Raw genomic sequence first — 25506 nt, forward strand, 5'->3', positions numbered from 1 at the left:
TTGGTTTACTTTTAGCGGTTACCGGTTACTTGAGGAAGTAGACGATAAGGAACAGGGCGATCCAGACGACGTCTACGAAGTGCCAGTAGTAAGAAACAACGATTGCTGAGGTTGCTTCGTAGTGACCGAAACGCTTAGCAACATAGGCACGGCCGATGATCAGCAAGAAGGCGATCAGGCCGCCGGTTACGTGGAGTGCGTGGAAACCGGTGGTGATGTAGAAAGCTGAGCCGTAAGCACTTGACGCGATAGTCATACCTTCAGCTACAAGGTTTGCGTATTCGTAAGCCTGGACGGAAACGAAGAACGCACCCATGATGAAGGTGAGCAGGAACCACTCAACCATGCCCCATTCACGGACATTGAAGAGGGAACCGGTGCGGCGGGGCTTGAGCTGTTCAGCCTTGAAAACACCAAACTGGCAGGTAACGGAGCTCAGCACCAGCACGATGGTGTTGGCGAGAGCGAGAGGGACTTCAAGCAGCGGGGTGTTCTCAGCCCAAATGTCGGGGCGAGAAGCGCGCAGAGTGAAGTACATTGCGAACAGGCCGGCGAAGAACATGAGCTCTGAGGCAAGCCAAACGACGGTGCCGACAGACACCTGGTTGGGTCGATTCAGAGCGGCATGTGCCGACTTACTTGGGGTATGGGTTGCAGTTGTCACATAGACATTATGTCTGTAAAAGTGCCCGTGAACCAATAGGTAAGGGGGTTTGCTAGGAGGTGTGTTGTAAATCCTGCATATCTTCCCCCTAATCTAGGGGTTTTTACTGCAGGCTTGGCGACACGTTGTGTGTAAAACTTGCGTAACCCAAATATCAATTGCCCTGACGCAAAAAGTCTCTCCGGCGTCCGTCTCATGAGCTCGCCCGGGAACTAAAAGAACCGTAGAATGTGAGCCATGACAGGCACCATCACGTGGAAACTCATTCTCAATCAACTCGTAGCCCAGCAGGACCTCTCGTCAGACCAGATTAGCTGGGCCATGCAAGACATCATGGCGGGATCAACCCCGGAAGCTATTATCGGAGCTTTCCTGGTTGGACTTCATGTTAAAGGTGAAACCCCTGAAGAACTTGCTGCGCTAGCGCAAGGCATGCTTGACAAGGCGGAACACATAGAGGTCACCCGAGATGCTGTAGACATTGTGGGTACCGGGGGAGACCAGCAGAATACCGTCAATATTTCCACTATGGCCTCACTGGTGATTGCGGGGGCGGGTGTGCCCGTCATTAAGCACGGCAACAGGGCCTCTTCATCATCAAGTGGAAGTGCAGATGTACTGGCTGAGCTAGGCATAAATCTAAACCTAAACATTAAAGATGTGGCAGGTGCGGTAGATGCTGCGGGCATCACCTTCCTGTTTGCCCAGGTGTTCCACCCCTCCATGCGGCATGTAGCACCTGCCCGCCGCTCCATTGGTGTACCTACAGCCTTCAACTACCTCGGCCCCATGACCAATCCTGCTCGTGTCCGGGCTTCAGCCATCGGTGTAGCAGACCCCGAGATGGCCGAGAAAATTGCCGCCGTTTTCGCTTCCCGCGGCGACCATGCCCTGATCTTCCGCGGGAATGACGGCCTGGACGAAATTACCATCACCGGCGAATCACAAGTTTGGGAAACCTTCAATGGGGGAGTTGAGCACCATTCACTAACCCCCACCGATTTTGGTATTGATTGCGCCACCCTGGACGATCTACGCGGGGGAGATGCCCAGCATAACGCCCAGGTTGTGCATCAGGTTCTCGACGGCACTCCCGGTCCAATCCTCAACGCGGTTTTGCTGAATGCTGCAGCAGGCTTGACTGCTTACCGTCCGGTCGACGGCAGACCTTTTACCGAACGCTTTGAGGAAGCCCTGCGGGACGCTCGCCAATCAGTAGAATCAGGTAAAGCTAAGGCTGTGCTTGAACGTTGGATTGCTTACAGCAACAGTAAATAACAACAAAAAGGTGTGGCCCCAGACTTTCTGGAGCCACACCTTTTTAAAGACTGTCTACATCGAGGAATTTAGGCCTTGCGACGCACCAGGGCAAGGATAAGGCGCCAGCCCACCAAGAAGACCAGAAGGGTAAGGGCTGAGACAAGAACAAAAGCAGTTGCGGCAGTATCACCAAAGGAGAGGCGCAGGCCAAGCCCAAGCACCAGGGTGCTGACCCACATCATAAAACCTTCGAGCAAAAGGGGAAGCTGCCGCCTGGAGCTCACGGCCCACACACCAAGATGGCCAGCACAGGCAGCCAGCAAGAAAGGTGCGGCGGTGGCTAATAGCTGGGATAGCGGTTCCTGGTGGCTGGTGAGCCCGATGGTAATAAAAAGAAGGACGAGGGCCAGGTCAACCAGGGCACGGATGGGCTGGGAAAAATATTTACCTGAATCAACTGAACTGAGCATAGTTTTACTCTAACGCAGGAGCGCTAAGCTCAGCAGCTGCGGGGGTAATCGAGGGCGTCTAGGGGAGCATTTTTAGCTTTACTTTACATAATGTATATTATCGGCTTTATGGAAAGCCTGGCTGAGCTGGCCAAATCCTCTCATACCTCACGTAATGACTAGCACGGAGAAACCACATCAGGGAGAATAGATAAGTACTAACACACACCGACCTGTGGGAGGTACACATGATTGATTGGTTCGCACAGAACCTCTGGGCTTTCTGGCTCACCGCTGCGATTATTCTAGCCATTATCGAGATTTTGATGCTCGACTTCATCTTTCTAATGATGGCCTTAGCTGCCCTGTCGGCAACACTGAGCACCACTTTCCTCGACTCCTTTGTTGGTCAGGTTGTTCTTTTTGCAGTTGTTAGTATCGCCCTTCTCTTAGGGCTCCGCCCACCGCTTATTAAGCGTTTCCATCAAAGCTCGCCCAATATTGCGATGAACTCTGATGGGCTTATTGGCCAGGACGCTCTTATTACCCAGACGGTCACAGAGCAGACAGGTCTTGCCCATATCGCCGGTGACACCTGGACGGCCCGCCCCGAAAGCAACCAGCTGGTTCTCCCTGAAGGGTCAACAGCAACCGTTGTGGCAATCCGTGGCGCAACCGCCTACCTAGCCCCTCACACCACAAAATAACCTTTAACTTAAAGATTAAGGTCGTAACCTATGACAGCTTCAACCATCACCACAACCATCCTGCTTACAGCCCTCGTCCTCTTGGTGCTCATCACCCTGCTCAAGGCTGTACGTATTATTCCCCAGGCCCGTGCTGGCATCGTCGAACGTCTGGGTAAGTACCACACCACCCTCAACCCCGGCTTCCACGTCACCGTTCCCTTTATCGACCGCGTCCTGCCCCTCATTGACCTGCGTGAACAGGTCGTGTCCTTCCCCGCCCAGTCTGTCATCACCGAAGATAACCTGGTCGTCGGTATCGATACCGTGGTCTACTTCCAGGTGACCGACCCCAAAGCCGCGACCTACGAAATCACCAACTACATCCAGGCGGTAGACGAGCTGACCAGCGCCACCCTGCGCAATGTCGTCGGTGGTCTCAACCTCGAAGAAACCCTGACCTCCCGCGACCAGATTAACAGCGAGCTGCGAGGGGTTCTCGACAGCACCACTGGCCGCTGGGGTATCCGCGTCTCCCGCGTCGACATCAAAGAAATTCAGCCCCCGCACTCCATCCAGGACTCCATGGAAAAGCAGATGCGAGCCGAGCGTGACCGCCGAGCCGCTATTCTAACTGCCGAAGGCCAGAAGCAGTCCCAGATTCTAACCGCCGAAGGTGACTCCCGTGCTGCGATTCTACGAGCAGAAGGTGAAAAGCAGTCCCAGATTCTGACCGCTGAGGGTGACGCTAAGGCAGCTATCCTGCGTGCTGACGGTGAAGCCCAGGCTATCCAGAAGGTCTTCCACGCAATCCACGCCTCGAATCCCAGCCAGAAGCTACTGACCTACCAGTACCTGCAGACCCTGCCCAAGCTAGCCGAGGGCGATGCTAACAAGCTCTGGTTCATTCCCACCGAGCTGGGCGATGCCCTGCGCGGTATCGGCAACGCCTTCTCACCCCTGGGTAACGAGGGCGCACCTGAGACTGAGGAAGAGTCTACCCCTGCGACTCCCCCGTCCTCTCCCCTGGTTGACACCCCGGTGATCCGTGTGACCCCTGAAGACCTCAACCCCAACCTCGATAAGCTCGATAGCGGCGTTGAAATCCCTCAGGAGGGTGAGCTCCCTACCGGCGAATCAGCTGAGGGCACAGACCCCCACACCCCCGGCGCCTAAAGGTTATAATGGGTATTTGGCCTGCACGGTTTACCCGCCTTTGAGTAGTTACAAACCTGCAAGCACTTCAGTCACCGTTTATGGAGGAAGAAAATGAGCGATCGCAGCCTGCGCGGTATGCGCCTGGGTTCACAGTCAATGGAAACCGAATCAGGCGTGGAGCCGGCTCCCCGCCAGCGTGTGGAATACCGCACAGAAGACGGTGAACGAGTCTTCGTTACCTTCGCGCAGGAAGCTGAGATTCCCGCAACCTGGACCGCCAAGTCCGGCAAGGAGGCCTTCCTAGTTTCTGGCGACGGCAAGGTTGAAGAGAACGCTGAAAAGCCTGTTCGTACCCACTGGGACATGCTCCTGGAGCGCCGTAGCGTCGAAGAACTCGAAGAGACCCTGCAGCAGCGCCTTGAGATTTACCGGGAGCGTCACGCCCTCTAGGCTATCCTCCCTCTAAGACAAAGGGCCCCGCCAGTTATCTGGCGGGGCCCTTTGTGTATCAGCTGGTATTACTTCTTGATGAGGGAGCGGACGCGCTCTGCTCGGGCGGTCAGGCCCCAGCGGGTTACCTTGGTCATGGAGTCAACGATGATGTTGCCATCCATCTTGGAGCTGCCGATTTCACGCTCCACAAAGGTGATAGGTACTTCTACAATTTTCAGGCCGGCCTGCTCGGATCGCCAGGCCAAATCAACCTGGAAGACGTAACCCTTGGAGTCGATGCCTTCGAGGTTAAGCTTCTGCAGGGCTTCGCGACGGTAGGCGCGGTAGCCCGCGGTGATGTCTTTGACCTTGGTGCCCAGAATCAGGCGGGTATAAAGGTTGGCGCCGCGGGAAAGGATCTGGCGGTGCAGGGGCCAGTTTTTGGTTTTGCCGCCGGGTACGTAGCGGGAACCGATAGCCAGGTCGGCTCCACCTTCGATAGCCTGCAGGAGCAGGGGCAGCTGTTCGGGTTGGTGGGAGCAGTCGGCGTCCATCTCAACAAGTACGTCGTAGCCAGCTTCTAGGCCCCAGTCGAAGCCTGCCAGGTAGGCACCGCCCAGGCCGTCCTTGATGGTGCGGTGGAGGACGTTGATGTGGCTGTCTTCTGCTGCCATGGAGTCGGCGAGCTGGCCGGTGCCGTCGGGGCTGTTGTCGTCGACGACGAGGATGTCGCAGTCGGGCACGGCTGCGCGCAGGCGCTCTACTACGACGGGAAGGTTTTCCTTCTCATTGTAGGTAGGAATCACGGTTAGTACTCGCATGCGGTCTCCTTGTCATGGCCCATCCGAATCGTGGGACGGCGTGTAAACCAGTTTTTCATTATATAGGGTGCAGGTGCCCGAGCGTGTATCGCGGGCCTGGGTCTGAGGTGACGCCTAGCCCACTTTGTGGCCGTTGCGGTACAGGCTGACCAGCTCGGGGCGGGGTACGTCGGGGGCCAGGACGGGAAGCAGCGGGGTTCGGGCGCGCGGGTCGGTGCTCCAGGCGGCTATGCGGCTGTCGGGGGTCTGCACGATGAGTTCGGTGATGGTCCAGAGGGCGCAGTGGGCGGGGGCACCGGGCACGAGCTGGCCGGTGAAGGGGTTGGGGGCGGACGCGGCGCGGTAGACAGCGCGGGTGCAGGCGGCAAAAGCTGCGCGAGCCGATACTGCTTGTTCTGTCTGTGCGGGATTGACGGCCGCGTTGACCAGCTCCCAGCCCAATAGTGAGGGCCGGGTACCGGGGTCTGACCCTAGAGTTACTGCTGCCCCCGCCGCCAGGGCCCGACCAAAGGCTTCGCCGGAGCGGTCGAAGTCGCCTGAGAAACCGAGGGTGACCTGTAGGTTTTTGGCTTGTTCGAGGTCGCCTTCGGTTAGCTCGGTGAGTCCTTCCAGGCTGGGGCTGATCCGCAGACGGGTGAGCCCATCAAGAGGCGCCAGATGAGCCAGGTACTCCCCTACCTGAGCCGCCTCGGTAACCACCAACATGAGCTGCAGACGCTCTTCTGCCAGCGAAGCCAGTAACTGTGAGCTAAGCTCTCCCGGGGATGAGACAAAGATACCGCGGACGCCGGCGGGCAGCTCCCTGCCACCCTCAAGGCTGCCTACGGGAAGGTAGTAGTCAGCAGCAACCGCAGGGTGCGCTGCAGGGAGCTCCTGCGCGAAATCAGTGAGCAGTAGGCGGGCATAACCGTAGCCAGCTGCCGCTAGCTCATCGAGCAGGGCGGGAGCGTCCGCCCCGGTCGTAGAAGCCGCCGCTAGAGCAAAGCTGGGGGTGACCAGGCGTCCGCCCAGCTCCTGCACGGTCATGGAGGAATCCGCAATGGAGCGGGCACCGGCGTCCTGCCCCACCCACTCCACCTGGCCCTCGTTCATGACCAGGGCGGTAGCAAAGGGGTCAGCGGGGCTGTAAACAGAGCCATCGAGCATGACAGTTGCGGGCATCATTGCCGTCCTTTCAAAATACTGACAGTACAACAGACTAAAGCTGGGTTGCTACCACGCCGCGGCGAAGCAGGTTGATAGCGGCCTCGCACTGGGTGCGTAGCTGGGGGTCAGACGATGCCACATGGGCAATCTGATCAAGGCTATCGATGACCTGTTTGGTCCAGCGCACAAAGTCGCCAGCGGCCAGGTCGGTACTATCGATCGCCTGGGCAAGGCTCTTGCCCCGCGCCCACTTATAGACGGGCCAGACCATACCGAAGTCAGGCGAGGCGGTCTGCGGTAGCCGGTGGAGTTTTTCGGCGTCGTTGAGCTTATTCCAGTGCTTCAGCACGGTCATCAGCGCCCCCTCAACCCCGTGACCGGGGTAGCGAGACAGAAGACCCAGCTCATCGCGTTTTGCCTCATAGACCAGGGCTGAGACCACCGCAGCGGTAGAAGCCGGGTCAAGGCCCTGCAAGAAACCGTCCTCAAGGCAGAGGGAGGTCAGCAGGTCCTTTTCACCGTAAACCCGGCGCAGGGAGGCACCCCGGGCGGTGAGCACGCGACGCCCCTCCACTGTCTCAACGTAACCGTAGCTAGCCAGCAGCTGGGTAATACGCTCAAAGACCTGGGCAATAGTGTTGGTGCGGCGCTCAATCTGACGGCGCAAACCGTCGGTATCGCGCGACAGGCGGTACCAGCGCTCAGCCCACCGGGCATGGTTCTCGCGGTCAGAGCACCCGTGGCAGGGGTGGTTGCGCAGGGCCCGGCGCAGCTCTTCAATCTTCTGTTCGTCCCCGCGCTCGCGCTCGTTGAAGTACTTCTTCTGAGACCCCGAGCGGGCAGGAAGCCCCTGATAGAGGGCCTCACGCATACGAGAGGCCATGTCTCGGCGGTCCTTGGGGGTCTTACCGGTGAACTTCTTTGACACCTTAATCTTCGAAATCGGCAGAACCGGCCCGTCGAGGTCGCGGGGGTCGAGGCGACGCAGCTGTGCAGCCATCGTCAGAATGGACGGGCGCGGGTCGTCCAGAGACTCGGCCCTTGCCAGCACCACGGCGGGGCCCGCATTACGGCCCCGAGGGATTTCGATGATATCGCCGGGTAGCAGGTCAAGGACGGACGCCACCGCCTGGGACTGCCGCAGACGATTACGGCCCTTCTCGGCCTTTTTCTCAAGGTCAGAGAGGTCACGGCGGATGCGGGCGTACTCGGTAAAGTCACCCAGATGGCAGGTCATCGCCTCTTCGAAACCTGCCAGAGCCTTTTCGTTCTTCCTCACCCGAGAAGCCACCCCCACCACCGACTTATCGGCCTGGAACTGGGCAAAAGAACTTTCCAGAATCTTCTTGGTGCGCTCAGTGCCAAACTGGGCAATCAGGTTGGCGCTCATATTGTAGGTGGGCTTGAAGGAGGAATTGAGGGGGTAGGTGCGCTTCGAGGCCAGGCCAGCTACCTGCTGGGGCTCTAGACCGGGGCGCCACATAACCACAGCGTGACCCTCAACGTCGATACCGCGGCGGCCCGCGCGTCCGGTCAGCTGGGTGTACTCCCCCGGCGTGATATCCACGTGGGTCTCACCGTTGAACTTGGTGAGCTTCTCAAGAACCACCGACCGGGCCGGCATATTGATGCCCAGCGCCAGGGTCTCGGTCGCAAAGACCATGCGTATCAGCCCCTCAGAGAAGAGGGTCTCAACAACCTCCTTGAAGACCGGTAGCAGGCCCGCATGGTGGGCCGCTACACCCCGCATCAGGCCCTCACGCCACTCGTAAAAACCGAGTACCGCCAGGTCACTGGTCTCGAGGCTAGCGGTAGCCTCAGCGATATAGGCACGGATAGCCTGGGCCTCAGCCTCGGTCGTCAGGCGAATATCGGCATCGATACACTGCGATACCGCAGCGTCGCAGCCCGCCCGCGAAAAAATAAAACAGATACCGGGCAGCAGACCCGCCTTATCGAGGGATCGAATCATCTCTGGGCGGCTAATGCGCTGGGGGCGGACGGGCGCGCTCGCCTCGTCCGCGCTGCTGCGGCGTTCGCGGTCATAGCCCTGGGACTGGTAGCCCTGGTTACGACTACGTTTTCCCTTGCCCAGGCGGGAGAAGGACTTGCCGCCGGACCCCCGCGAGGGGCGGGGGCGGCGTCCGACCCGAGCCAGCTCCGGGTTGACCTCGGGCAGGTCGGTGGCGGCTGCGGCGTCCTCGACAGTGGTATCGCCAGCGAAGAGGTCCATGAGGTGGCGGCCCACCATCACGTGCTGCCAGAGGGGAACCGGGCGGTGTTCAGAAACGATAATGTCGGTCTGCCCGCGCACGGTATCGAGCCAGGCTCCGAATTCCTCGGCGTTAGAGATAGTGGCCGATAGGGCGATGACAGAGATCGATTCGGGCAGGTGAATAATGCACTCTTCCCATACCGCCCCGCGGGAGCGGTCTGCCAGGTAGTGCACCTCGTCCATCACTACATAGCCCAGGTTGGCCAGGGTGGCGGAATCTGCATAGAGCATGTTGCGGAGCACCTCGGTGGTCATCACGACCACGGGGGCTTCGGAGTTGATGGAGGTGTCGCCGGTCAGCAGCCCCACGGCGTCCTCACCGTAGGCTGCCACCAGGTCGTTGTACTTCTGGTTACTCAGGGCCTTGATCGGGGTGGTGTAGAACGCCTTTTTGCCCTGCGATAGGGCCAGGTAGATAGCGAACTCACCCACAATGGTTTTGCCTGCCCCGGTGGGGGCAGCAACCAGCACCCCTCTACCGTCTTCAACCGAGGTGCAGGCCCGGCGCTGGAAGTCATCCAGGTCAAAGCTCAGGGTCTGCTCAAAGCGGTAAAGGGCGGTCTTTGAGAAGGTGGCGCGTTCTTTGGCGCGCAGGTACTGTTCAGCGTAGCTAGCCATATGTCTAATCTTAGGCGGTAGATTTCGGCCAGGGGCACCCCGCAGTCAGCTTTCGTTCTAGCGCGAACAAAAAACCGCCCCGACACAGGGTGCCGGGGCGGGAAAGTTTTAGGAGCGGCCGAGCTGGTCAAGTTCTTCTAGGCTGGTGGCACGGTTGAGTTCGTCGTCGGTGAGACCCTCTGCCAGTTTGGCGTTGCGGCGGTCGCGGCGCTTATCGTTGAGCATGGCGATACCGATAGCAACAAAGAAGAAGAAGAGCAGGGGCAGCATGAGGTAGAGCATAGACATGATGTCGTTACCGGGTGCAGCCATAGCTGCGAGCAGGGCTACGAGCACGACTACCCAGCGCCAGGACTTGAGAATGGTCTTACCGCGGATCAGGCCGATGAAGTTAAGGCCGACCAGGATAACGGGCAGTACGAAGGCAATACCGAAGACCAGCATGAATTTAACCACGAAGCTGACGTAGACGTCGGCGGTGAAGAGGTTGGTTGCGCCATCGGGGCTGAACATGGTCAGGGTGCGGACGGCGGTGGGCAACACCCACCAGGCCAGGCCGGTGCCCAGAAGAAACATGGGGATGGCGGTAAAGGTGAAGCCCAGGGTGTAGAGCTTTTCCTTACGGTAGAGGGCCGGGGTGATGAAGGCCCAGAGCTGGTAGAGCCAGACGGGGCTTGCGATAACCAGGCCGATGTAGAGGGAGATACGCACCATCTGGTCGAAGGGAGATGTTGCGGTGGAGTAGTTCAGGGCAGCGGTGCGGCCAGCTTCGGTGTTGATGGCGTAGACCGGGGCGCTGATGGCCTCCATGAAGGGCTCGTAGAGGAAGAAGCCGCCGATAGCGCAGATAAAGGTAGCAACAGCCGCTTTAATCAGGCGGTTGCGGAATTCGCGAAAGTGCTCGCCGAGGGCCATGGTGGCCTGGGGGTTATTCTTTCGGCTGGTTGATTTAGCCATGGGTGCCTTCTACTGAAACTCTGGGAGCCCATAAACCCGTGCCCTGGGTGGCCAGGGCACGGGTCGGGCGGTTAACTCACGAACGCTCTGGGGGTGAGAACTTAGTTCTGTGAGCCCTTGTTCTGGTCGGTGGTGGTGGGGTTGTTGATAATCTCACCGGAAACGACGGAGCCGTTGGTGTCGCCGTTTGCTTCGTTGTTCTTCTTGGAGTCGTTCTTCAGGCCGTCAACTTCTGACTTGAAGATACGCATGGACTGGCCGAGGCTGCGGGCCATGCCGGGGAGCTTGGGGGCACCGAAGAGCAGGATGATGATGACAAGGAGGATGATGAGATGGACGGGGCCGAGGTTACCGAGCACGAGCGTCACCTTTCTTGAAGACGTTTGAGGTCTCCGACGAGTTGGGGCTGTCCGAGTTCGTCGCGGCGCTGAGAGCGGCGGCGGGCTCGGTCGAGCGTTCGAGTGTTCTTGCCCTGGATGTAGTCTGCGTAGGCGGTTCCTACCGGGATGAAAAGAGCCGGTTGCGGTTCTTCTCTGAGGGGCTGGGCGTGGTTGGCCTGCCCAAGCGCATCTGTAATGCTGGACTCCCAGTCTTGGGCGGCATCGAGTGCCCCTAAGGCTTTGCGGAAGGCGCGGTATAGCAGCCAGGCTAGCAGGCAGAGCGAGCTCACTACGAGCACGGTCCACAAAACTATCCAAAACCACCAAGGCATAGTGACAATTATATATCCCAAGCGGCTTTAGTTTTGAGAATATTTTGCTGTGGGCTTGCACCGATTCTGCTGAGATATGGGTGGGTAATGTACCGGTGCAGTTGTTTGTGTTCCCTAGTCACCCAGTAGCTCTAGCAGGTCTTGCCGCAGGTGGGCAGGGGTGAGCAGGCGGGCGGTCGGGCCCAGGTCTATCAGCAGGTTAAGGGCCCAGGCGGTGTGGGCAACCGGTATTTTGTAGAAGGTCACACCGTTTTCTTCGGCTGTTTCAAGGGCGTAGCGGCAGAGGGTGCTGTGGGTTTTTTCGCGCTGGGCTACCGGCAGGCTTTTAGCGACAGCCAGAATCATGGTCTCGGCAGCAACTTGGCCGCTGGTCAACTGGGTGAGCCAGCTGCGAGGGCTAACGGGGGCGGACGCTCCCTCCCCCGCTTCGGTGCCGGGCGGCGTCAGTCGGGTGAAGCTATCGTCCTCTACCGCGGCCATACTCAAAATCTGGTCGAGCCTAAAGTGCCGCACCTGCCCGCTCAGCCGGCACCAGGCTTGCAGGTAGCGAGGTCCGTTATCAACGATGAGGGCAAGCGGTTCAATAATGCGGCGGGAGACAGACCGGTGGGAGCTGTAGGTGATATCGAGGGGAATCTGCTGATCAAGAGCCCGCTGTACTAGGGGGTTAAGGTCGGCCCGATAGACCCCTACCCGTTCAGGCATGGGCGCCACCTCGGGTAGGTTCTCGGTAGCAACCGAGGCCCATACCTTCTGGCGCAGGTGGCTGTAAAAGGACTCTGTATCGAGGCTGGCCGACAGGTCGAGAGCCAGGCTCAACGCCAGGGCTTCTGTTTCAGTCAGAGACACACCGCGGGTCAGCACCTGCTGCCCCCGCAGGGTCACAAACCCAGCCGAGTTAATGTCTAGATCCAGGGACTCAAACCCAACGCTGCTGGCTAAGCCTTCCAGCTGGGTACGGGCCTTCTGCTCCGTCGTTGAAAAGAAATCTGCCAGGGTGGCAAGAGACAGCCCCCCGGTACTCTCGATCAGGGACACCATGAGTAGAAGCCTCATGAGCTGGTCTGAAGCACTTTCACGGGCCCGCTGAGCTACCACGGGTTTCCAGGCTTTAGTCCGGGTAGGAGCAACGATATCGGGCACCGGGGCGTGCCAGGCCCGCAATTCCCGCCGAAGCCTTTCTTCTTCATCAGCGATCTTCTGCTGGTAATCCCCCACCACGCCAGGAGCTAATGTGCCCTCCGGGAGCCGGTGGGTGCGTCCGCCCCTCATCGCCTGCAGGGCAGACTCCACCAGCCCGTAGGAGGGGCTCAGCTGCGGCTCGTCCTTACCGTCTTCCTCTACCACCAGGGGCAGGCTGGCCACCAGCGGAACCTGTTCAGGCTCCAATGCCGCCAGCTCTCTCACCATCGAAAAGGACGCCGGAGGCTCCGGCCCCTCCACCGCAAGAACAGCCAGGCCCGCAGCCCGGTCAAGCCGAAAAATACGCTGGCCCTGCCGGGACCTATCCCAGCCCACCAGGTACCAGTGACCAAACCGCAGCCCCAGGCCCCAGCAGGTAACCGTCCGCACCTCATCCCGGCCAGCATACTGAAAACTCACTCCCTTGCCCTCAGCCACCGCTGCCAGGCACTCAGCAACCCCGGGGACCGTCGTAAACCGAGCTGGCTCCCCCAGCTCACCGCCCAGGCGCTGGCCCACACTCGCCCCCACCTTCAGCAAGGCAGCCCGCGCCAAGCGCTCCAACTCGGTGCCCTCCCAGGCCCTGGCACAGTGACTCAAAACCACCACATCCAAGGCAGAAAAATCAGCAACCGCCTGAGACTTGCTCTCAAGACGGTACACAAAACCCAGCTGTGACCGGTCAGCCCGCTCAGCTACCAGCTCAACACCCAAGGCTCGCAAGACCTGCTTATCCCGCTCAAACATACGCTCAAAAGCAGCATCTGTAGCGGCTAGATCATACCCCGGCACCCGCTGACGCAGGGCCTGTCGGTCCAGCCCCCAGGGGGCCGACGAAAGCACATCAAGCAGGGCAGCGGCACGTTCAACAGCTTTAGAAGTCACATACATAAAGATAGCCCCCGGCTCTTTCGAACCGAGGGCCAAACACGCTCAGGCAGAGACCAGGAGCAAGAATTAACGCTTGATGACGTCTACCAGGTCAACCACGAAAATCAAGGATTCGTTAGGACCAATAGCAGAACCGGCACCGCGAGAACCGTACGCCATCTCGCTGGGAATCTCCAGACGGCGACGACCACCCACCTTCATGCCGAGCAGACCCTCGTCCCAGCCACGGATGACCATACCCACACCTACCTGGAAGCGCAGGGGCTCACCGCGACCCCAAGAGGAGTCAAACTCTTCACCGGTGGAGAAAGCTACACCGACGTAGTGGGCTGAAACGGTATCGCCAGCCTCGACAACCTCACCGGCGCCCTCAATCTCATCGATAATGATGAGCTCTTCGGGAGTGCCGCCTTCGGGGAAGTCGATTTCGGGCTTGGTACGGTCGAGGTTACGCTGACCAAATGACATGAGGTTTTACCTTTTCTAACAGGGGAACGAAAATTTATTCGCTAGCTGAGGCGGTTGCCTCAGCGCTCGCTGACTCAGAGGCAGATTCGGTGGCGCTTGCGCTGGCATCTGCAGTTGCGGACGCATCGGCTGAAGCGCTAGGAGATACTGCTGCGGTGCGGGTGGGTGAGGAACCCAGAATATCGACCACAAAGACCAGGGCGCCCTCGGGAGCACCGCTGGTGGCGGCGTCCTCACCGTAGGCAAGTTCACTGGGGATAACCAAGAGCACACGGGAACCCACGGTCTTACCGGCCAGACCCTGCTTCCAGCCCTCGATAACGCCATTCAGGGAAAGGTCGGTGGGGGTTGCACCAAAGTTTCCATCGAACTGAGCACCATCTGACCAGGTCACGCCCACGTAATTTACGTAAACCGTATCATCTGCGTTGACAGTGGCACCGGTGCCGGTAATCAGGTCTTCGGTGTAGAGCTCAGTGGGAGCGTCGCCGCGATCTTCAGACAGGGTCAGGGTAGCGGTGCCGTCTTCAGCTACGGAGAAGCTTTCTAGAGCTGAGGACTGCTTCTCGTTTTCAGTGCCCTCTGCGCTCTTGAGCAGCTTGCCGGAGACGGTGTATACCTCAACGTTGGTGGCGGTGCCCGCTGATACGGTGGGGGTGGCCTCAGCAGTTGAGGTAGATGTGGCATCAATGTTGGTGGAGTAGGAGAAGGACATACCCACCTTTGAACCGATCAGTACATCATAGAGTTCAGGAGCAGCGTCCTTAAGTTCCTGACCCACAGGGATAATCATGGGAGCATCGGTGTAGGTGGTACCCAGGGCGGTGCCGTCTGCACCGTTAAAGACGGTGGCGTCTACCAGCAGGCTGTCGCCGTCTTCGATGGTGGCACCGTCGCCGTCCTCAATCTTGTGGGCTTCGGTACCGTTGGCGGCGAAGGGGGTTGCGAAAGAAACCGAGGGCTCGGCGGTGGCTTCGTTCATGGAGTATTCAACGTCAGCGAGGCTGCTTCCGTCGCCGCTACCGCCACAGGCGGAGAGGACGAGGGCGAGCACTGCGCCGCTGGATGCGAAAAGGGCTGATTTTTTCTTCACTGGTTTCACTTTCGTTGATGTTACGTTCGGCTGAGGAACGCTTTTCTTCACCGCGTACATACTAGCGGATAGAGCTGGGGTGGTACTGGTAATTCGCCCTATAGCCTAAATGAAGGGCGGCGACCAGGTGTCTGAGGGAGCAGGGCTGAGGGTAGCCAGGAGGTCTTCCATCGCAGCGTTTTCTGTGGCGAAGGGGTCCTTGCACATGACGGTCAGATGGGGCTTGTTGTTGAGTTTCAGGTGGACCCAGTCCACGGTGAAGGGCTCCCGGGCGTTGCGGGCTGCACTGATGAAGCGGCCGCGCAGGGAGGCCCGGGTGGCAGGCGGGTGTACAGTGGCGTGGGCAATATCATCGTGGCTGATGAGGTTCTTGACCAAGCCCTTGCGGGTGAGCAGCCCAAAGACACCGCGGGTGGGGTCAATATCGTGGTAGGCCAAATCAAGCTGCTGGATTTTGGGGTCATCGTAGCCGCTGGCTCCGCGGGCGATGTAGGTATCGAGCAGCTTCTTTTTGATGGCCCAGTCAATTTCGGTATCAATGAGTGAAGTATCGCCGCTTTCCACCGCGTCGAGGGCCCGGCCCCAGAGATCCAGGATGTAGGGCACGTCCTCGTGGTGGGCTCCCTTCTCTTCGATGTAGCGGGTGGCCGCTGCCTGGTAGTGACGTTGCAGGGTCAGGGCGTTAGCTTCACGGCCGTCCGCCAGGGGGAAAGTTGCTGTGCCGGTCAGATCGTGGGAGATGACGCGCAGGGCGGTGGCAGTGTCTTTGATTTCGAAGTTCTCGAGGGGGTAGTAGTCCTCAAGCATGCGAAGCACCAGGTCGGTGGCCCCGAGTTTGAGCAGGGTGGTGGCCTGCGACATATTGGAGTCCCCGTTGATGACGTGCATACGACGGTAGAGCGAGGCGTCGGCGTGGGGCTCATCGCGGGTGTTGATGATGGGTCGGGCCCGGGTGGTGGCTGTTGATGAGCCCTCCCAGATGTAGTCGGCGCGCTGGGAGAAGGAGAAGCTGGGCTGCCCCTCTGGCCCGAGCGGACGTCCGCCCCACTGCGGGGGGCCTGCCGGGTGTACCTTACCCGCCCCCACCACAATCTGGCGGGTAATCAGGAAGGGAATCAGGGAGCGGACCAGGCGGGAGAACTCCACCTTACGCTCTAGCATGTAGTTCTCGTGGGATCCGAAAGAGTTGCCCGCCGAGTCAACATTGTTTTTGAAGAGGAAAATCTGCCCCTGATAGCCCTCTGCTTCGAGGGAATCTTCTGCCTGGTTGACGAGGTCGTTGAGCAGGTACTCCCCCGCCTTGTCCTGAATCAGGGCATCGCGGACCGAGGCGGTCTCGGCGGTAGCGTATTCGGGGTGGGATCCCACGTCAAGGTAGAGCCGCCCGCCGTTGGGCAGGAAGACGTTGGAGGAACGCCAGGTGTCTACCACCGGCTTGAAGAGCTTGCGGGCGGCCTCTTCTGGGGCCAGGGGGCCAAGCCCTTTCGGGATGTATCTAATGCCGAACTCGGTTTCGATGCCGAATATTCTGCGTTCCACGGGTCTTCCTTAGGCGTTGGGGCGGGTACTGGCTACGTGTGGGGGTTGGGCCTACTGGCCGCCCTTTTGGACGAAGCCTTTGACGAAGTCTTCGGCGTTTTCTTCGAGCACGCCGTCGATTTCTGCCAGCAGGTCGTCGATGTCTGATACTGCCTGCTCGTTCACCTCGGTGTTCTGGTGGGCGATGGCTACTTCTTCTACCTGCTGGGAGGTGGTTGAGGTGGTGTTCTGGCGCTGGATGCGGTCCATGATGTCTCTCTTTCTGTGGGGTATGACGGCTAGCTGTGCTGCTGGCCTGCCAGTAGGGCAAAAAGCTGGTCTGCGTGCTCTAGCCCCAGGTGGGGTTCAACGATTTCGGCGGTAAAGTGCTCGGGGTCATCCATGGTCAGGCGGTGCAGGTCGATGGAGAGCGGGTTGCGTACCGAGAGGGTGTCCCAGTTGGCTCCTACGACCTCGTCGGGCCAGGTGGTGATGAGCTTACCGCGCAAGTAGGCACGGGTGTCGCGCGGCGGCTCGGCCGCGGCTCGGGCAATCTCTTCGGGGCTGAAGAGGGTCTTCATGCGACCCAGGGCTACCAGCTTGTGGTACAGGCCCTTGCCGGTGCGGACGTCCGAATACTGCAGGTCGATGGCGGCCAGCTTGGGGTTATCCCAGCTCAGGCCCCGGTCAACGTAGCCCTTCAGTAGGGCATACTTGGCAACCCAGTCCAGGCGGTCGGCCAGGGATAGGAGGTTTTCTGCCAGGGCCTCTAGCACCTCGCCCCAGAGCTGCAGGATCTCGGCGGTTGCCTCATCGGGGTTGGTCTCTAGCGCGATGGCAGCATCGAGGTAGGCCCGCTGAATCTGCAGGGCGCTTATACTGCCCCCGCCCGCGAGGGGCAGCTGGGTGCTCAGGGTCAGGTCGTGGCTGACCGTGTGCATGGCAGCAACCGGGTCAGCCAGTTTGATAGCGGGAGCAGTTTTTGCCTCGATGAGGTTCAGCACCAGGGACATGGTGCCAAACTTGAGCAGGTTAGAGGTGTGCGACAGGTTAGCGTCGCCGGTGATCACGTGCAGGCGGCGGTAGCGGTTGCTGTCGGCGTGGGGCTCGTCGCGGGTGTTAATCAGCGGGCGACGGACGGTGGTTTCCAGGCCAACGGTGCGCTCAAAGAAGTCAGCGCGCTGGGAAATCTGAAAACCTGCCTGCTCCCCCGCTGTACCCAAGCCCAGCCGTCCTGCCCCCACCATGACCTGGCGGGTGGCAAAGAAGGGCAGCAGGCTAGCTGCCAGGTACTCAAAATCGACGGTGCGGGGCACCAGATAGTTCTCGTGGGAACCGTAGGACTGGCCCTTGCCGTCCGTATTGTTCTTGTAGAGGTTAACCGCGGGCATAGCTGAGCTCTGGCTAGCGGTCACCTTTTCAATGGTGGCTACGGTTTGTGCGGCGATGTGGTCGCCTGCCGCATCCCAGAGGACGGCGTCGCGCGGGTTAGTCACCTCGGGCGAGGAGTACTCGGGGTGGGCATGGTCCACATAAAAACGGGCCCCGTTGGGCAGAATCGAGTTCATGGTGACCGCATCCCAGTCGATACGCTCGGCAAAATGCCCGGCCTCGCTCAGGGCTTCTGCCGCGATATCTTCGCTGGTGAGCACGTGGGCGGTATCGGTTAGCTGGGTGGGGTGGGCCTGCTCGCGCGGCATGTCGAAACCGCGCGCATCGGCTAGCGGTGCTTCTGAACCGTACTCCCAGCGGGTCTCAAGGGCCGCTGAGAGCTCCTGCTTGAAAAGGGTGTCGTAGGTGTTGACCACAAAGGCAGAGAGCACCGTGGGGTTGGCGTGGGGCTTTGCCGGGGCATGAACCCCATACTCGGTCTCGGCCCCCATGATACGGCGAACAGTCATCGCTAGACCCCCGCTCCGGTATCGACGGCACGAGCCGGGGCGGCGTTAAGCACGCGCAGACGAATGTTAAGGGTAGAGAGAACATCCTCAATTTCGCTAGCCTGGGGAACCTCGACCTGATCCTCGAACTCTGCGCGCACGGCCTCAAGCAGGTGCTCGGTGCTGATACCCTCAGCCCCGGTAGACAGGTAAGACTTAATCGCCAGCTTCTTAGCCTGATCGACAATATTGCGGATCACGGCACCCGAAAGGAAGTCGCCCCTGAAGAGCCAGCGGCTCACGCCGTTCTCTAAATCAACACTGATGTAGCGGTTCGCCGGCTCAGCGGAGAAGAGATTCTCGATGACCGTCTCAATCATGCTGGCAACCGCCTGCTGCTGGGACCCAGCTCGTGCCACCTCAGCCTGACTAATCGGCAGATCCTCTGTCAGGTAAAGCCCGAAGATTTCGGCAGCGCCGGCCCGGTTGGGGCGGTTAATACGGATTTTCACGTCCAAACGCCCCGGGCGCAACACGGCCGGGTCAATCATGTCTTCGCGGTTGGTCGCACCAATCACAATGACGTTATCCAGGCTCTCAACCCCGTCAATCTCAGCCAGAAGCTGGGGCACAATGGTAGTTTCTACGTCCGAAGACCGGCCCGAACCGCGGGTGCGGAAGAGCGACTCCATCTCATCAAAGAAAACCACCACGGGGTGGCCCGCTCGTGCCTTGTCGCGGGCAGCAGAGAAGATATCACGGATCTGTCGCTCGGTCTCACCCACATACTTATCCAGCAGCTCCGGGCCCTTGATGTTCAAGAAGTAGCCGGTCTTTTTACCATTCTCAGACCGCTCCGCAGCCCGCGCAGCCAGAGAGTTAGCCACAGCCTTGGCAATCAGGGTCTTACCGTTGCCAGGAGGGCCGTAGAGCAAGATACCCTTGGGCGGGGTGAGGCGGTACTGGCGGTAAATATCGGGGTGCAGGAAGGGCAGTTCAACGGCGTCCCGAATCAGGTCAATCTGGTCACCCAGACCACCGATATTGTCATAGGTAACATCGGGCACCTCTTCCAGCACCAGCTCCTGGGCATCGGTATGGGGAACCAGGGAGGTCACCATCTGAATACGCGAATCGTAGGTGACGGTATCCCCCACCCGCAGCTCGTCCGGGTCCAGGGCACCCGAGATACGAGCCACAGCCTTAGACTGATTGGGTAGGTCAACCACCAGGTGATCGTGATCAAGAACCTCCCGCACCGTCACCACATCACCGTAGCCCTCAAACCCCAGCGATACCACGGCCTGGGTCTGCTCGTTGAGCAGGACGGTCATACCCGGCTTCACTTGGGCAATCGGCAGCAGGGGTGAGCAGGTGATACGCACCAGACGGCCACCCAAGAGCACATCAAGATGCTCCTCAATCTCAGCCGGAGTCTTACCCTCAGCAAGATCCTGGTAGGTCATCGTCGCCCCGTGTACCCCCAGCACCAGGGCAGAATTCAGCGGCGGAGCCACCTCCTGAGCCAGCGCCATGCGCAAATGCTCAATTTCGTTCTTTGTCTTGGTCAGAGCCGTCACCAGCTTCTGGTTGCGCTCGCCAGCCGCCCGCAACTGCCGATCAAGATTGCGGCGGTTATCGTTAGCGATATTGAGCTGCCGCAGAATACGCTCGTAATCTACCGACGAAACGGTTAAACGTTCACTCATGCTGGGGGCACTTCCTTCTGGTGACGACTCACCGGTGAGTCAGAACCCCGCCACCCCAATCATCGGGTGGCGGGGCCGTCATGGGGTTTTAGTTTTCGGTATCCTGGTCAGCCTGCGCTGCCTCAGCCTTCTGGGCAGCGGAGGCGGCCTTTTCAGCCAGGTTCAGGGCATCGCGACCGGCCCGGCGGAGCTTACGGTCAGAGACATTGCGCTCACCCAGGGCTGCGGGAGTCCAGGCGTTCATATCCTCTTCTGAGAAATCGGTCTTTGAGGCACGGCGCTTGGGAGCAAGACGCTCTGCCCCGTCAGCTAGGCGGCGGGCAGTAATGAGGAAGCCGGTGTGGGCTACCATGCGATGGTCGGGGCGCACTGCCAGACCCTCAACGTGCCAGCCGCGCACCATGGTTTCGTGGGATTCGGGCTCGGTGAAACGGCCATCGGCGCGTAGGGCCTCAGCCACGCGAGAGAGCTGGGTGACGGTTGCAACGTAGCAGATGATGACGCCGCCGGGTGCCAGGGCGGTGGCTACGGCATCCAGGCACTCCCAGGGGGCTAGCATGTCGAGGACGGCGCGGTCTACGCTACCGGGTTCTTCGACCTCGCCCAGTGCTTCAGCCAAATCGCCCAGGGTCAGCGACCAGGCGGGGTGCTCCCCACCGAAGAAGGTCTCAATGTTGCCGCGGGCGATATCGGCAAACTCTTCACGGCGTTCGAAAGAGCGCAGGTGACCGCCGTCCCCCACAGCCCGCAGAAGGGCGATAGAGAGGGCACCGGAGCCGACGCCAGCTTCAATCACGCGGGCACCGGGGAAGATATCGGCCATGGCTACGATCTGACCGGCGTCCTTGGGGTAGACCACGGCAGCGCCGCGGGGCATAGAGAGCACAAAGTCCTTGTAGAGCGGGCGCAGAGCCTGGAACTTGAACCCCTCGGAGTTTTCAATCACGGTGCCCTCAACGTTGCCGATGAGCTCGCTGTGCTTAAAGAAACCGCGGTGAGAGTGGTATTCCCCGCCTTCAGCCAGGGTAATGGTGGTCATGCGTCCGCGCTCGTCGGTTAGCTGGACGCGTTCTCCCGGACGGAAGGGACCACGGCGGTTGACGCTACCGGTAGGGGTGCTCATAAGGTCAGATTTCTCTTTCGTTTTTGGTCTGGTTTCTTCTATTGTCTCAGAAAAGCGCGGTGGGGTCATTTAGATGAAGACGTGCCAGCGCCCACGGTGGCCAGCACCGCCTGGGTCATGGCCTGGGAGGTTACCAGACCTACGGGGGTGGCGGCGTCCATCACCACCCAGGTGAGGTTCTGCCCCCGCTGCTCTTCGGGCAGGCGGTAGTGGGCAAAGCCGCTGTACTCATCGAAGGTGTCGATGTAACCGGTCTGAATGCCCAGAGTGCGGGCTGCAAGGGGCTGGGCGATCGCGGCAAGGGGCTGCTGGTCAAGAGAGCCCAACGAGGCAGCGAGTGTTGTAGGTTCAACGAGGGCAAGGGGGTGCACGGACGATCCCTGCTGCTCTACCAGGAGAAGGTGGGATACGCCGTCCCAGCGCTGGTGGGCACCACCGATGCTGCTGTGCGGGTCAGCAAGCTGGGCGGGAGCCATCAGGGCGGACGCCCGTAGGGGGTGGTGAGGGTCGGAATCCTGCGCGAGTTGTTTGAGGGAGTGGTTAGTGCCGCTCCACAGATAAAAGGCCAGGGCAGCGGCCACCAGTAGTACCCAGGGGGATCGCCACAGGCCGGTAAAGAGCAGGGCGCTAGCTAAGAGGGCAAGGAGCAGAAGACCCGTATAGGCCGTCACCCGGGTTGCCACCGACCGGCGGCCTACCAGGATAAAGACAAGGGCTTCAAGGGCATAACCGCCGTCGAGGGGGAAGGCAGGTATCAGGTTAAAAATACCGATAGCAAGGTTGACCTGGGCAGCTAAGGCGAAGCCAAAGAAGTCGGCGGACCCCGTCACCAGCCAGATAAGCTGGCACAGGGCCGCTACCGCAAAGTTAACCAGCGGGCCAGCCACCGACACCAGTAGCGAGGTAGCCGCCGAAGCGGTCTGCATCTTGGTCTGCCCGCCCCACATGTTTAGGGAGATAGACGAAATCCGCACCCCCCGGGCCCGGCCGACCGCAGCGTGTGCCAGTTCGTGGGCGAAGACTCCCAGTGCTAGGGTACCGGCAACCACACCAGCAGCGAGATAGCCCTGCAGCTCTGTTAAAGACCGCAGTGACGCCAGGTTCATACCGTAACCCACCACGACCAAAGCCATGAGGGGGAACCAGGAGAGGCGCAGATATATTGGCGCCCCCGCGAAAGAACCAATCCGAAGACCCGGATGGGACGTCATACCTTAACCTCCTGAGCGCTATATCACCGGAGCTATCGCCCCGGAACTCTCTAGTCTATTGCCTATAGAGGTTACGGCCTATCAGGAGTAGGATATGGGGGTGATTAATCAGCCCCTCCCCCTCAACGCTCTGAACCATTTCGCAAGCACCTCCACCCTACCGGCACACACCCCCACCGTGCTCCTGGTCGGTTTCACAGGATGGAATGACGCCGGTGATGCCGTCATAGAAGCCTTCCGCGCACTCTGGGAGCACTACCCCACCCAGCCAGCTGCTGGGTTCGACGCGAGCGGCTGCTACAACTACACCGAAACCCGGCCTCTTCTGAGCATCGATGAGGACGGCACCCAGCGCATTACCTGGCCCGATACCGTCTTCACCGAGGCACACACCACCGCCGGCGTCCGCCTGCTGACCCTCTCGGGTCCCGAACCCTCCATGAACTGGCAGGCCTACATCGAGCGTTTTAAAGACCTGGTGCAGCGGGAACAGGTTGACCTGGTTGTTTTCTGCGGGGCCCTGCTCGATGAGGTCCCCCATACCCGGCCCCTGCCGCTGAGCGTTACCAGCTATACCAGTAGCGTCCTCGCCTTAGAGGGCGTAGAAGCCAATGCCTACCAGGGCCCAACCGGCCTGATCGGCGTGCTGGCGTTCGAAGCCGGGCAAGCTCACATACCGGCGCTCTCCCTCTGGGTGTCGGTTCCCCACTACCTGCCAGAGCCGCCCCACCCCAAGGCAACCTTCACCCTGCTCTCTGCCCTCGAAGCGATTCTGGGCTTCCCCATGCCCCTAGAGCGCAGCGCAGACGACATCGCCAGCTGGAACCACCAGGCCGACGCCCTCATCGAGGACGAGCCCGAGCTGGCCAGCTACGTACGAACCCTAGAATCAATAGCTGAGGCCAACGACGATATCGCTGACCTCAGCCAAATAGATATTGCGGCCCAGTTCGAGAAATTCCTCAAGGACCAGGACGACAACTAGGCAGCAGCTGCCAGGTCAATACCCAGCCGGGCCATGAGCAGGTCGGCTACCAGCTGACCGCCGGCACCACCGTTCTCAAGGGTAGAGAGGGCCCACTGGTCAAGGGCAACCAGAGCGGCGGGAGTGTTGAGGTCGTCGGCAAGATGCTGGCGGACGCTCTCAAGCAGGGAAAGCGCGGCCTCATCGGCCTGCCCCTCGGCAGCTGTCGCAGCCGAGCGGTAGAGTTCCAGACGCCCCTGGGCCTTGGTCAGCAAATCTTCCTGCCAGAACCAGTCGGTGCGGTAGTGGTTATCCATAATCGCCAGGCGGATAGCGGCAGGTTCTACGCCGGCAGCCCGCAGCTTCGACACCAGCACCAGGTTACCCAGGGACTTGCTCATCTTCTCCCCGTCAAGGCCCACCATGCCGGTGTGCATGTAGTGGCGGGCCATAGGCTCACCGTTCAGGGCAAAGGAATGGCTCGAACCCAAATCGTGGTGCGGGAAAATCAGGTCAGAGCCACCGCCCTGAACAGAGAAAGGTGCTCCCAGGAACTCACTCGAGATCACGCTGCACTCGATATGCCAGCCGGGGCGGCCGCGTCCTAGTTCCCCCGCCTCCCAGGCAGGCTCCCCCGCCCGCTCAACGCGCCACAGCAGGGGGTCAAGGGCATTACGTTTACCGGGGCGATTAGGGTCGCCGCCGCGCTCACCAAAAATAGTCAGCATCTCTTCCATGCTGTAGTGGGCCACCTGACCCAGCGACCAGCCGCCTTCGCGGCCTTCACCCAGTTTCTGGGCGGCCTCAATATCGAAGTAGATATCACCGTCGGGCTGGGTAACACCCTGCTCGTCGGTGAAACCGGGCACGCGGTAGGCCACACCCTCGTGCAGCAGTTTCTGCACGGCAGCCGCCACCGAGGGCACCGAGTCAACAACGCTCACGTAGTGGTCGGGGGCAATGACGTTCAGGGCCACCATATCGGTGCGGAACAGCTCGGTCTGTTCCTCAGCCAGCTGCTGCCAGTCAACGCCGGTCGCTTCGGCGCGTTCAAGCAGGGGATCATCAACGTCGGTGACGTTCTGTACGAAGGTTACCTCTACCCCGGCATCGCGCCAGGCCCGGTTCAGCACGTCAAAAGCAACATAGGTAGAAGCGTGCCCCATGTGGGTCGCGTCGTAGGGGGTAATGCCACAGACGTACAGCCCGGCGCGGCTCTCACGCTCAAGAGTCTGTCTGCCTCCGGCCGCAGTATCAAAGACGGTGGGAAGGGGCGCCTGCCCCGGGAGTGACGGAATGGTGGGCTGGTCCCAAGCTCGCATGAAAACCTCACGATAGTCGATGTGCGCCTACCCAAAATAGCCTCGGGCGGCACTTTTTCTCTTCCTAAAACAATACCCGCCCGGAAAGGTATTTCCGGGCGGGTAAAAAGTGAGACAGGTCTACGCGGCGAGGACGCCGGTGCCCAGCAGGATGTACAGGGCAAGACCCAGGGCGATACGGTACCAGACGAAGATGCTGTAGCTCTTATTGGAAACGTACTTGAGGAACCAGCCAATAATCAGGTAGCCGACCACGAAAGCAACCAGGGTTGCGACCATGGTGGAACCGAAACCGTAGTAGCCGGTGAAGCCCTCAGAGATGCTGCCTGCCAGCTTGTAGAGACCCGATGCGAAAACTGCGGGGATTGCCAGCAGGAAGGAGTAACGGGCGGCAGCCTCACGGGTGTAGCCCATGAGCAGACCGGCCATAATGGTACCGCCGGAGCGTGAAACACCGGGAACCAGGGCCAGCGCCTGCGCGAAGCCGTATAGAATACCGTGCTTGATGGTGAGGTCTCTCAGCTCGCGCTGTTCGCGACCGATACGGTCTGCAATACCCAGGAAGATTGCGAACACAATCAGCATGGTTGCGGTAATCCAGAGGCTACGGAAGGTTGAATCGATGTAGTCCTCCAGTAGGATGCCCAGAATACCAATCGGCAGGGAACCGATGATGATGAACCAGCCCATGCGGGCGTCCGGATCCTTCTTATCAACCTTGCCCACCAAAGAACCGAACCAGTTCTTGATGATGCGAACGATGTCCTTCCAGAAGAAGACCAAAACAGCCGCTTCAGTACCCAGCTGGGTGATAGCGGTAAAAGCCGCACCGGGATCCTCGCCGTTCGGCAAGAACTGACCCACGATACGAATATGACCCGATGACGAGATCGGCAAAAACTCAGTTAGACCCTGGACGAGACCCAGGATGATTGCTTGTATCCATTCCACAGCAGAAAACTCTACG

General features: G+C 59.9%; 24 protein-coding genes. 5 read left to right on the plus strand and 19 right to left on the minus strand.

The window, feature by feature from the left end:
- Window positions 1-25: 25 nt before the first annotated feature.
- Window positions 26-664 carry an aa3-type cytochrome oxidase subunit III gene (gene ctaE / locus ACEE43_RS03140; RefSeq protein WP_185172915.1) on the minus strand — a complete coding sequence of 213 codons (639 nt, stop codon included), beginning with the start codon at window positions 662-664 and terminating at the stop codon, window positions 26-28.
- Between the two features lie 237 nt (window positions 665-901).
- Here ctaE and trpD point away from each other — a divergent pair, with 237 nt between their 5' ends.
- A complete protein-coding gene (trpD, locus tag ACEE43_RS03145) occupies window positions 902-1942 on the plus strand; it encodes an anthranilate phosphoribosyltransferase (protein ID WP_449106874.1) in 1041 nt (346 codons plus the stop codon).
- A 68-nt stretch (window positions 1943-2010) separates the two neighbouring features.
- Here the strand turns inward: trpD and ACEE43_RS03150 are convergent, their stop codons facing one another.
- Entirely contained in the window at window positions 2011-2394 is a 384-nt protein-coding gene (locus tag ACEE43_RS03150) for a DUF3054 domain-containing protein (protein WP_237210438.1), read from the minus strand.
- 227 nt (window positions 2395-2621) lie between these two features.
- On the opposite strand from ACEE43_RS03150, the gene ACEE43_RS03155 reads away from it, so the two are divergent.
- The 3 genes from ACEE43_RS03155 (at window position 2622) to ACEE43_RS03165 (ending at window position 4667) form a co-directional block, all read left to right on the plus strand.
- Window positions 2622-3080 (plus strand): NfeD family protein, encoded by a 459-nt coding sequence (locus ACEE43_RS03155; RefSeq protein WP_449106875.1) that lies wholly within the window; start codon window positions 2622-2624, stop codon window positions 3078-3080.
- A gap of 30 nt (window positions 3081-3110) precedes the next feature.
- Window positions 3111-4235, plus strand: a complete 1125-nt coding sequence (locus tag ACEE43_RS03160) for an SPFH domain-containing protein (RefSeq protein ID WP_449106876.1) — start codon at window positions 3111-3113, stop codon at window positions 4233-4235.
- Window positions 4236-4328: 93 nt separating this feature from the next.
- Window positions 4329-4667, plus strand: a complete 339-nt coding sequence (locus ACEE43_RS03165; protein ID WP_135011868.1) for an RNA polymerase-binding protein RbpA — start codon at window positions 4329-4331, stop codon at window positions 4665-4667.
- Between the two features lie 68 nt (window positions 4668-4735).
- Here ACEE43_RS03165 and ACEE43_RS03170 read toward each other — a convergent pair whose 3' ends face one another.
- From ACEE43_RS03170 to ACEE43_RS03240, 15 genes are all read right to left on the minus strand, one after another.
- Window positions 4736-5470 (minus strand): polyprenol monophosphomannose synthase, encoded by a 735-nt coding sequence (locus ACEE43_RS03170; RefSeq protein WP_237193723.1) that lies wholly within the window; start codon window positions 5468-5470, stop codon window positions 4736-4738.
- A gap of 114 nt (window positions 5471-5584) precedes the next feature.
- Window positions 5585-6634 (minus strand): hypothetical protein, encoded by a 1050-nt coding sequence (locus ACEE43_RS03175; RefSeq protein ID WP_449106877.1) that lies wholly within the window; start codon window positions 6632-6634, stop codon window positions 5585-5587.
- 34 nt (window positions 6635-6668) lie between these two features.
- Window positions 6669-9509, minus strand: coding sequence for a DEAD/DEAH box helicase (locus ACEE43_RS03180; RefSeq protein WP_449106878.1), 2841 nt, complete (start codon window positions 9507-9509; stop codon window positions 6669-6671).
- Window positions 9510-9617: 108 nt separating this feature from the next.
- Window positions 9618-10466 carry a twin-arginine translocase subunit TatC gene (tatC, locus tag ACEE43_RS03185; protein ID WP_449106879.1) on the minus strand — a complete coding sequence of 283 codons (849 nt, stop codon included), beginning with the start codon at window positions 10464-10466 and terminating at the stop codon, window positions 9618-9620.
- Window positions 10467-10567: 101 nt separating this feature from the next.
- Entirely contained in the window at window positions 10568-10825 is a 258-nt protein-coding gene (tatA, locus tag ACEE43_RS03190) for a Sec-independent protein translocase subunit TatA (protein WP_449106880.1), read from the minus strand.
- A 5-nt stretch (window positions 10826-10830) separates the two neighbouring features.
- A complete protein-coding gene (locus ACEE43_RS03195; RefSeq protein ID WP_237204938.1) occupies window positions 10831-11145 on the minus strand; it encodes a hypothetical protein in 315 nt (104 codons plus the stop codon).
- A 147-nt stretch (window positions 11146-11292) separates the two neighbouring features.
- A complete protein-coding gene (locus tag ACEE43_RS03200; protein ID WP_449106881.1) occupies window positions 11293-13245 on the minus strand; it encodes a helix-turn-helix transcriptional regulator in 1953 nt (650 codons plus the stop codon).
- Between the two features lie 72 nt (window positions 13246-13317).
- Complete coding sequence (locus ACEE43_RS03205; RefSeq protein WP_237199069.1) at window positions 13318-13719, minus strand: FKBP-type peptidyl-prolyl cis-trans isomerase; 402 nt, start codon at window positions 13717-13719, stop codon at window positions 13318-13320.
- A 34-nt stretch (window positions 13720-13753) separates the two neighbouring features.
- Window positions 13754-14812 carry an FKBP-type peptidyl-prolyl cis-trans isomerase gene (locus tag ACEE43_RS03210; RefSeq protein ID WP_449106882.1) on the minus strand — a complete coding sequence of 353 codons (1059 nt, stop codon included), beginning with the start codon at window positions 14810-14812 and terminating at the stop codon, window positions 13754-13756.
- A gap of 105 nt (window positions 14813-14917) precedes the next feature.
- Complete coding sequence (pafA, locus tag ACEE43_RS03215) at window positions 14918-16351, minus strand: Pup--protein ligase (protein ID WP_449106883.1); 1434 nt, start codon at window positions 16349-16351, stop codon at window positions 14918-14920.
- A gap of 51 nt (window positions 16352-16402) precedes the next feature.
- Window positions 16403-16600, minus strand: a complete 198-nt coding sequence (locus ACEE43_RS03220) for a ubiquitin-like protein Pup (protein ID WP_237185666.1) — start codon at window positions 16598-16600, stop codon at window positions 16403-16405.
- A gap of 29 nt (window positions 16601-16629) precedes the next feature.
- Window positions 16630-18231 carry a depupylase/deamidase Dop gene (gene dop / locus ACEE43_RS03225; RefSeq protein WP_449106884.1) on the minus strand — a complete coding sequence of 534 codons (1602 nt, stop codon included), beginning with the start codon at window positions 18229-18231 and terminating at the stop codon, window positions 16630-16632.
- A 2-nt stretch (window positions 18232-18233) separates the two neighbouring features.
- Window positions 18234-19919: a proteasome ATPase gene (arc, locus tag ACEE43_RS03230; RefSeq protein WP_237204932.1), complete on the minus strand. Its 1686-nt coding sequence runs from the start codon at window positions 19917-19919 to the stop codon at window positions 18234-18236.
- 88 nt (window positions 19920-20007) lie between these two features.
- The gene (locus ACEE43_RS03235; RefSeq protein WP_237236256.1) at window positions 20008-21042 is read right to left on the minus strand and encodes a tRNA (adenine-N1)-methyltransferase; all 1035 of its coding nucleotides are present in this window, start codon (window positions 21040-21042) and stop codon (window positions 20008-20010) included.
- Window positions 21043-21107: 65 nt separating this feature from the next.
- Entirely contained in the window at window positions 21108-22253 is a 1146-nt protein-coding gene (locus ACEE43_RS03240; RefSeq protein ID WP_449106885.1) for a site-2 protease family protein, read from the minus strand.
- Window positions 22254-22353: 100 nt separating this feature from the next.
- Here ACEE43_RS03240 and ACEE43_RS03245 point away from each other — a divergent pair, with 100 nt between their 5' ends.
- Window positions 22354-23238 carry a PAC2 family protein gene (locus tag ACEE43_RS03245; protein WP_449106886.1) on the plus strand — a complete coding sequence of 295 codons (885 nt, stop codon included), beginning with the start codon at window positions 22354-22356 and terminating at the stop codon, window positions 23236-23238.
- Here ACEE43_RS03245 and mshC read toward each other — a convergent pair.
- Both mshC and ACEE43_RS03255 read right to left on the minus strand, forming a co-directional pair.
- The gene (gene mshC, locus ACEE43_RS03250) at window positions 23235-24539 is read right to left on the minus strand and encodes a cysteine--1-D-myo-inosityl 2-amino-2-deoxy-alpha-D-glucopyranoside ligase (protein ID WP_449106887.1); all 1305 of its coding nucleotides are present in this window, start codon (window positions 24537-24539) and stop codon (window positions 23235-23237) included. The genes ACEE43_RS03245 and mshC overlap by 4 nt on opposite strands.
- Before the next feature lie 120 nt (window positions 24540-24659).
- Window positions 24660-25490, minus strand: a complete 831-nt coding sequence (locus tag ACEE43_RS03255) for an undecaprenyl-diphosphate phosphatase (protein WP_449106888.1) — start codon at window positions 25488-25490, stop codon at window positions 24660-24662.
- Window positions 25491-25506: the final 16 nt, after the last annotated feature.

It is taken from the genome of Rothia sp. 11254D007BW (genome assembly GCF_053548195.1).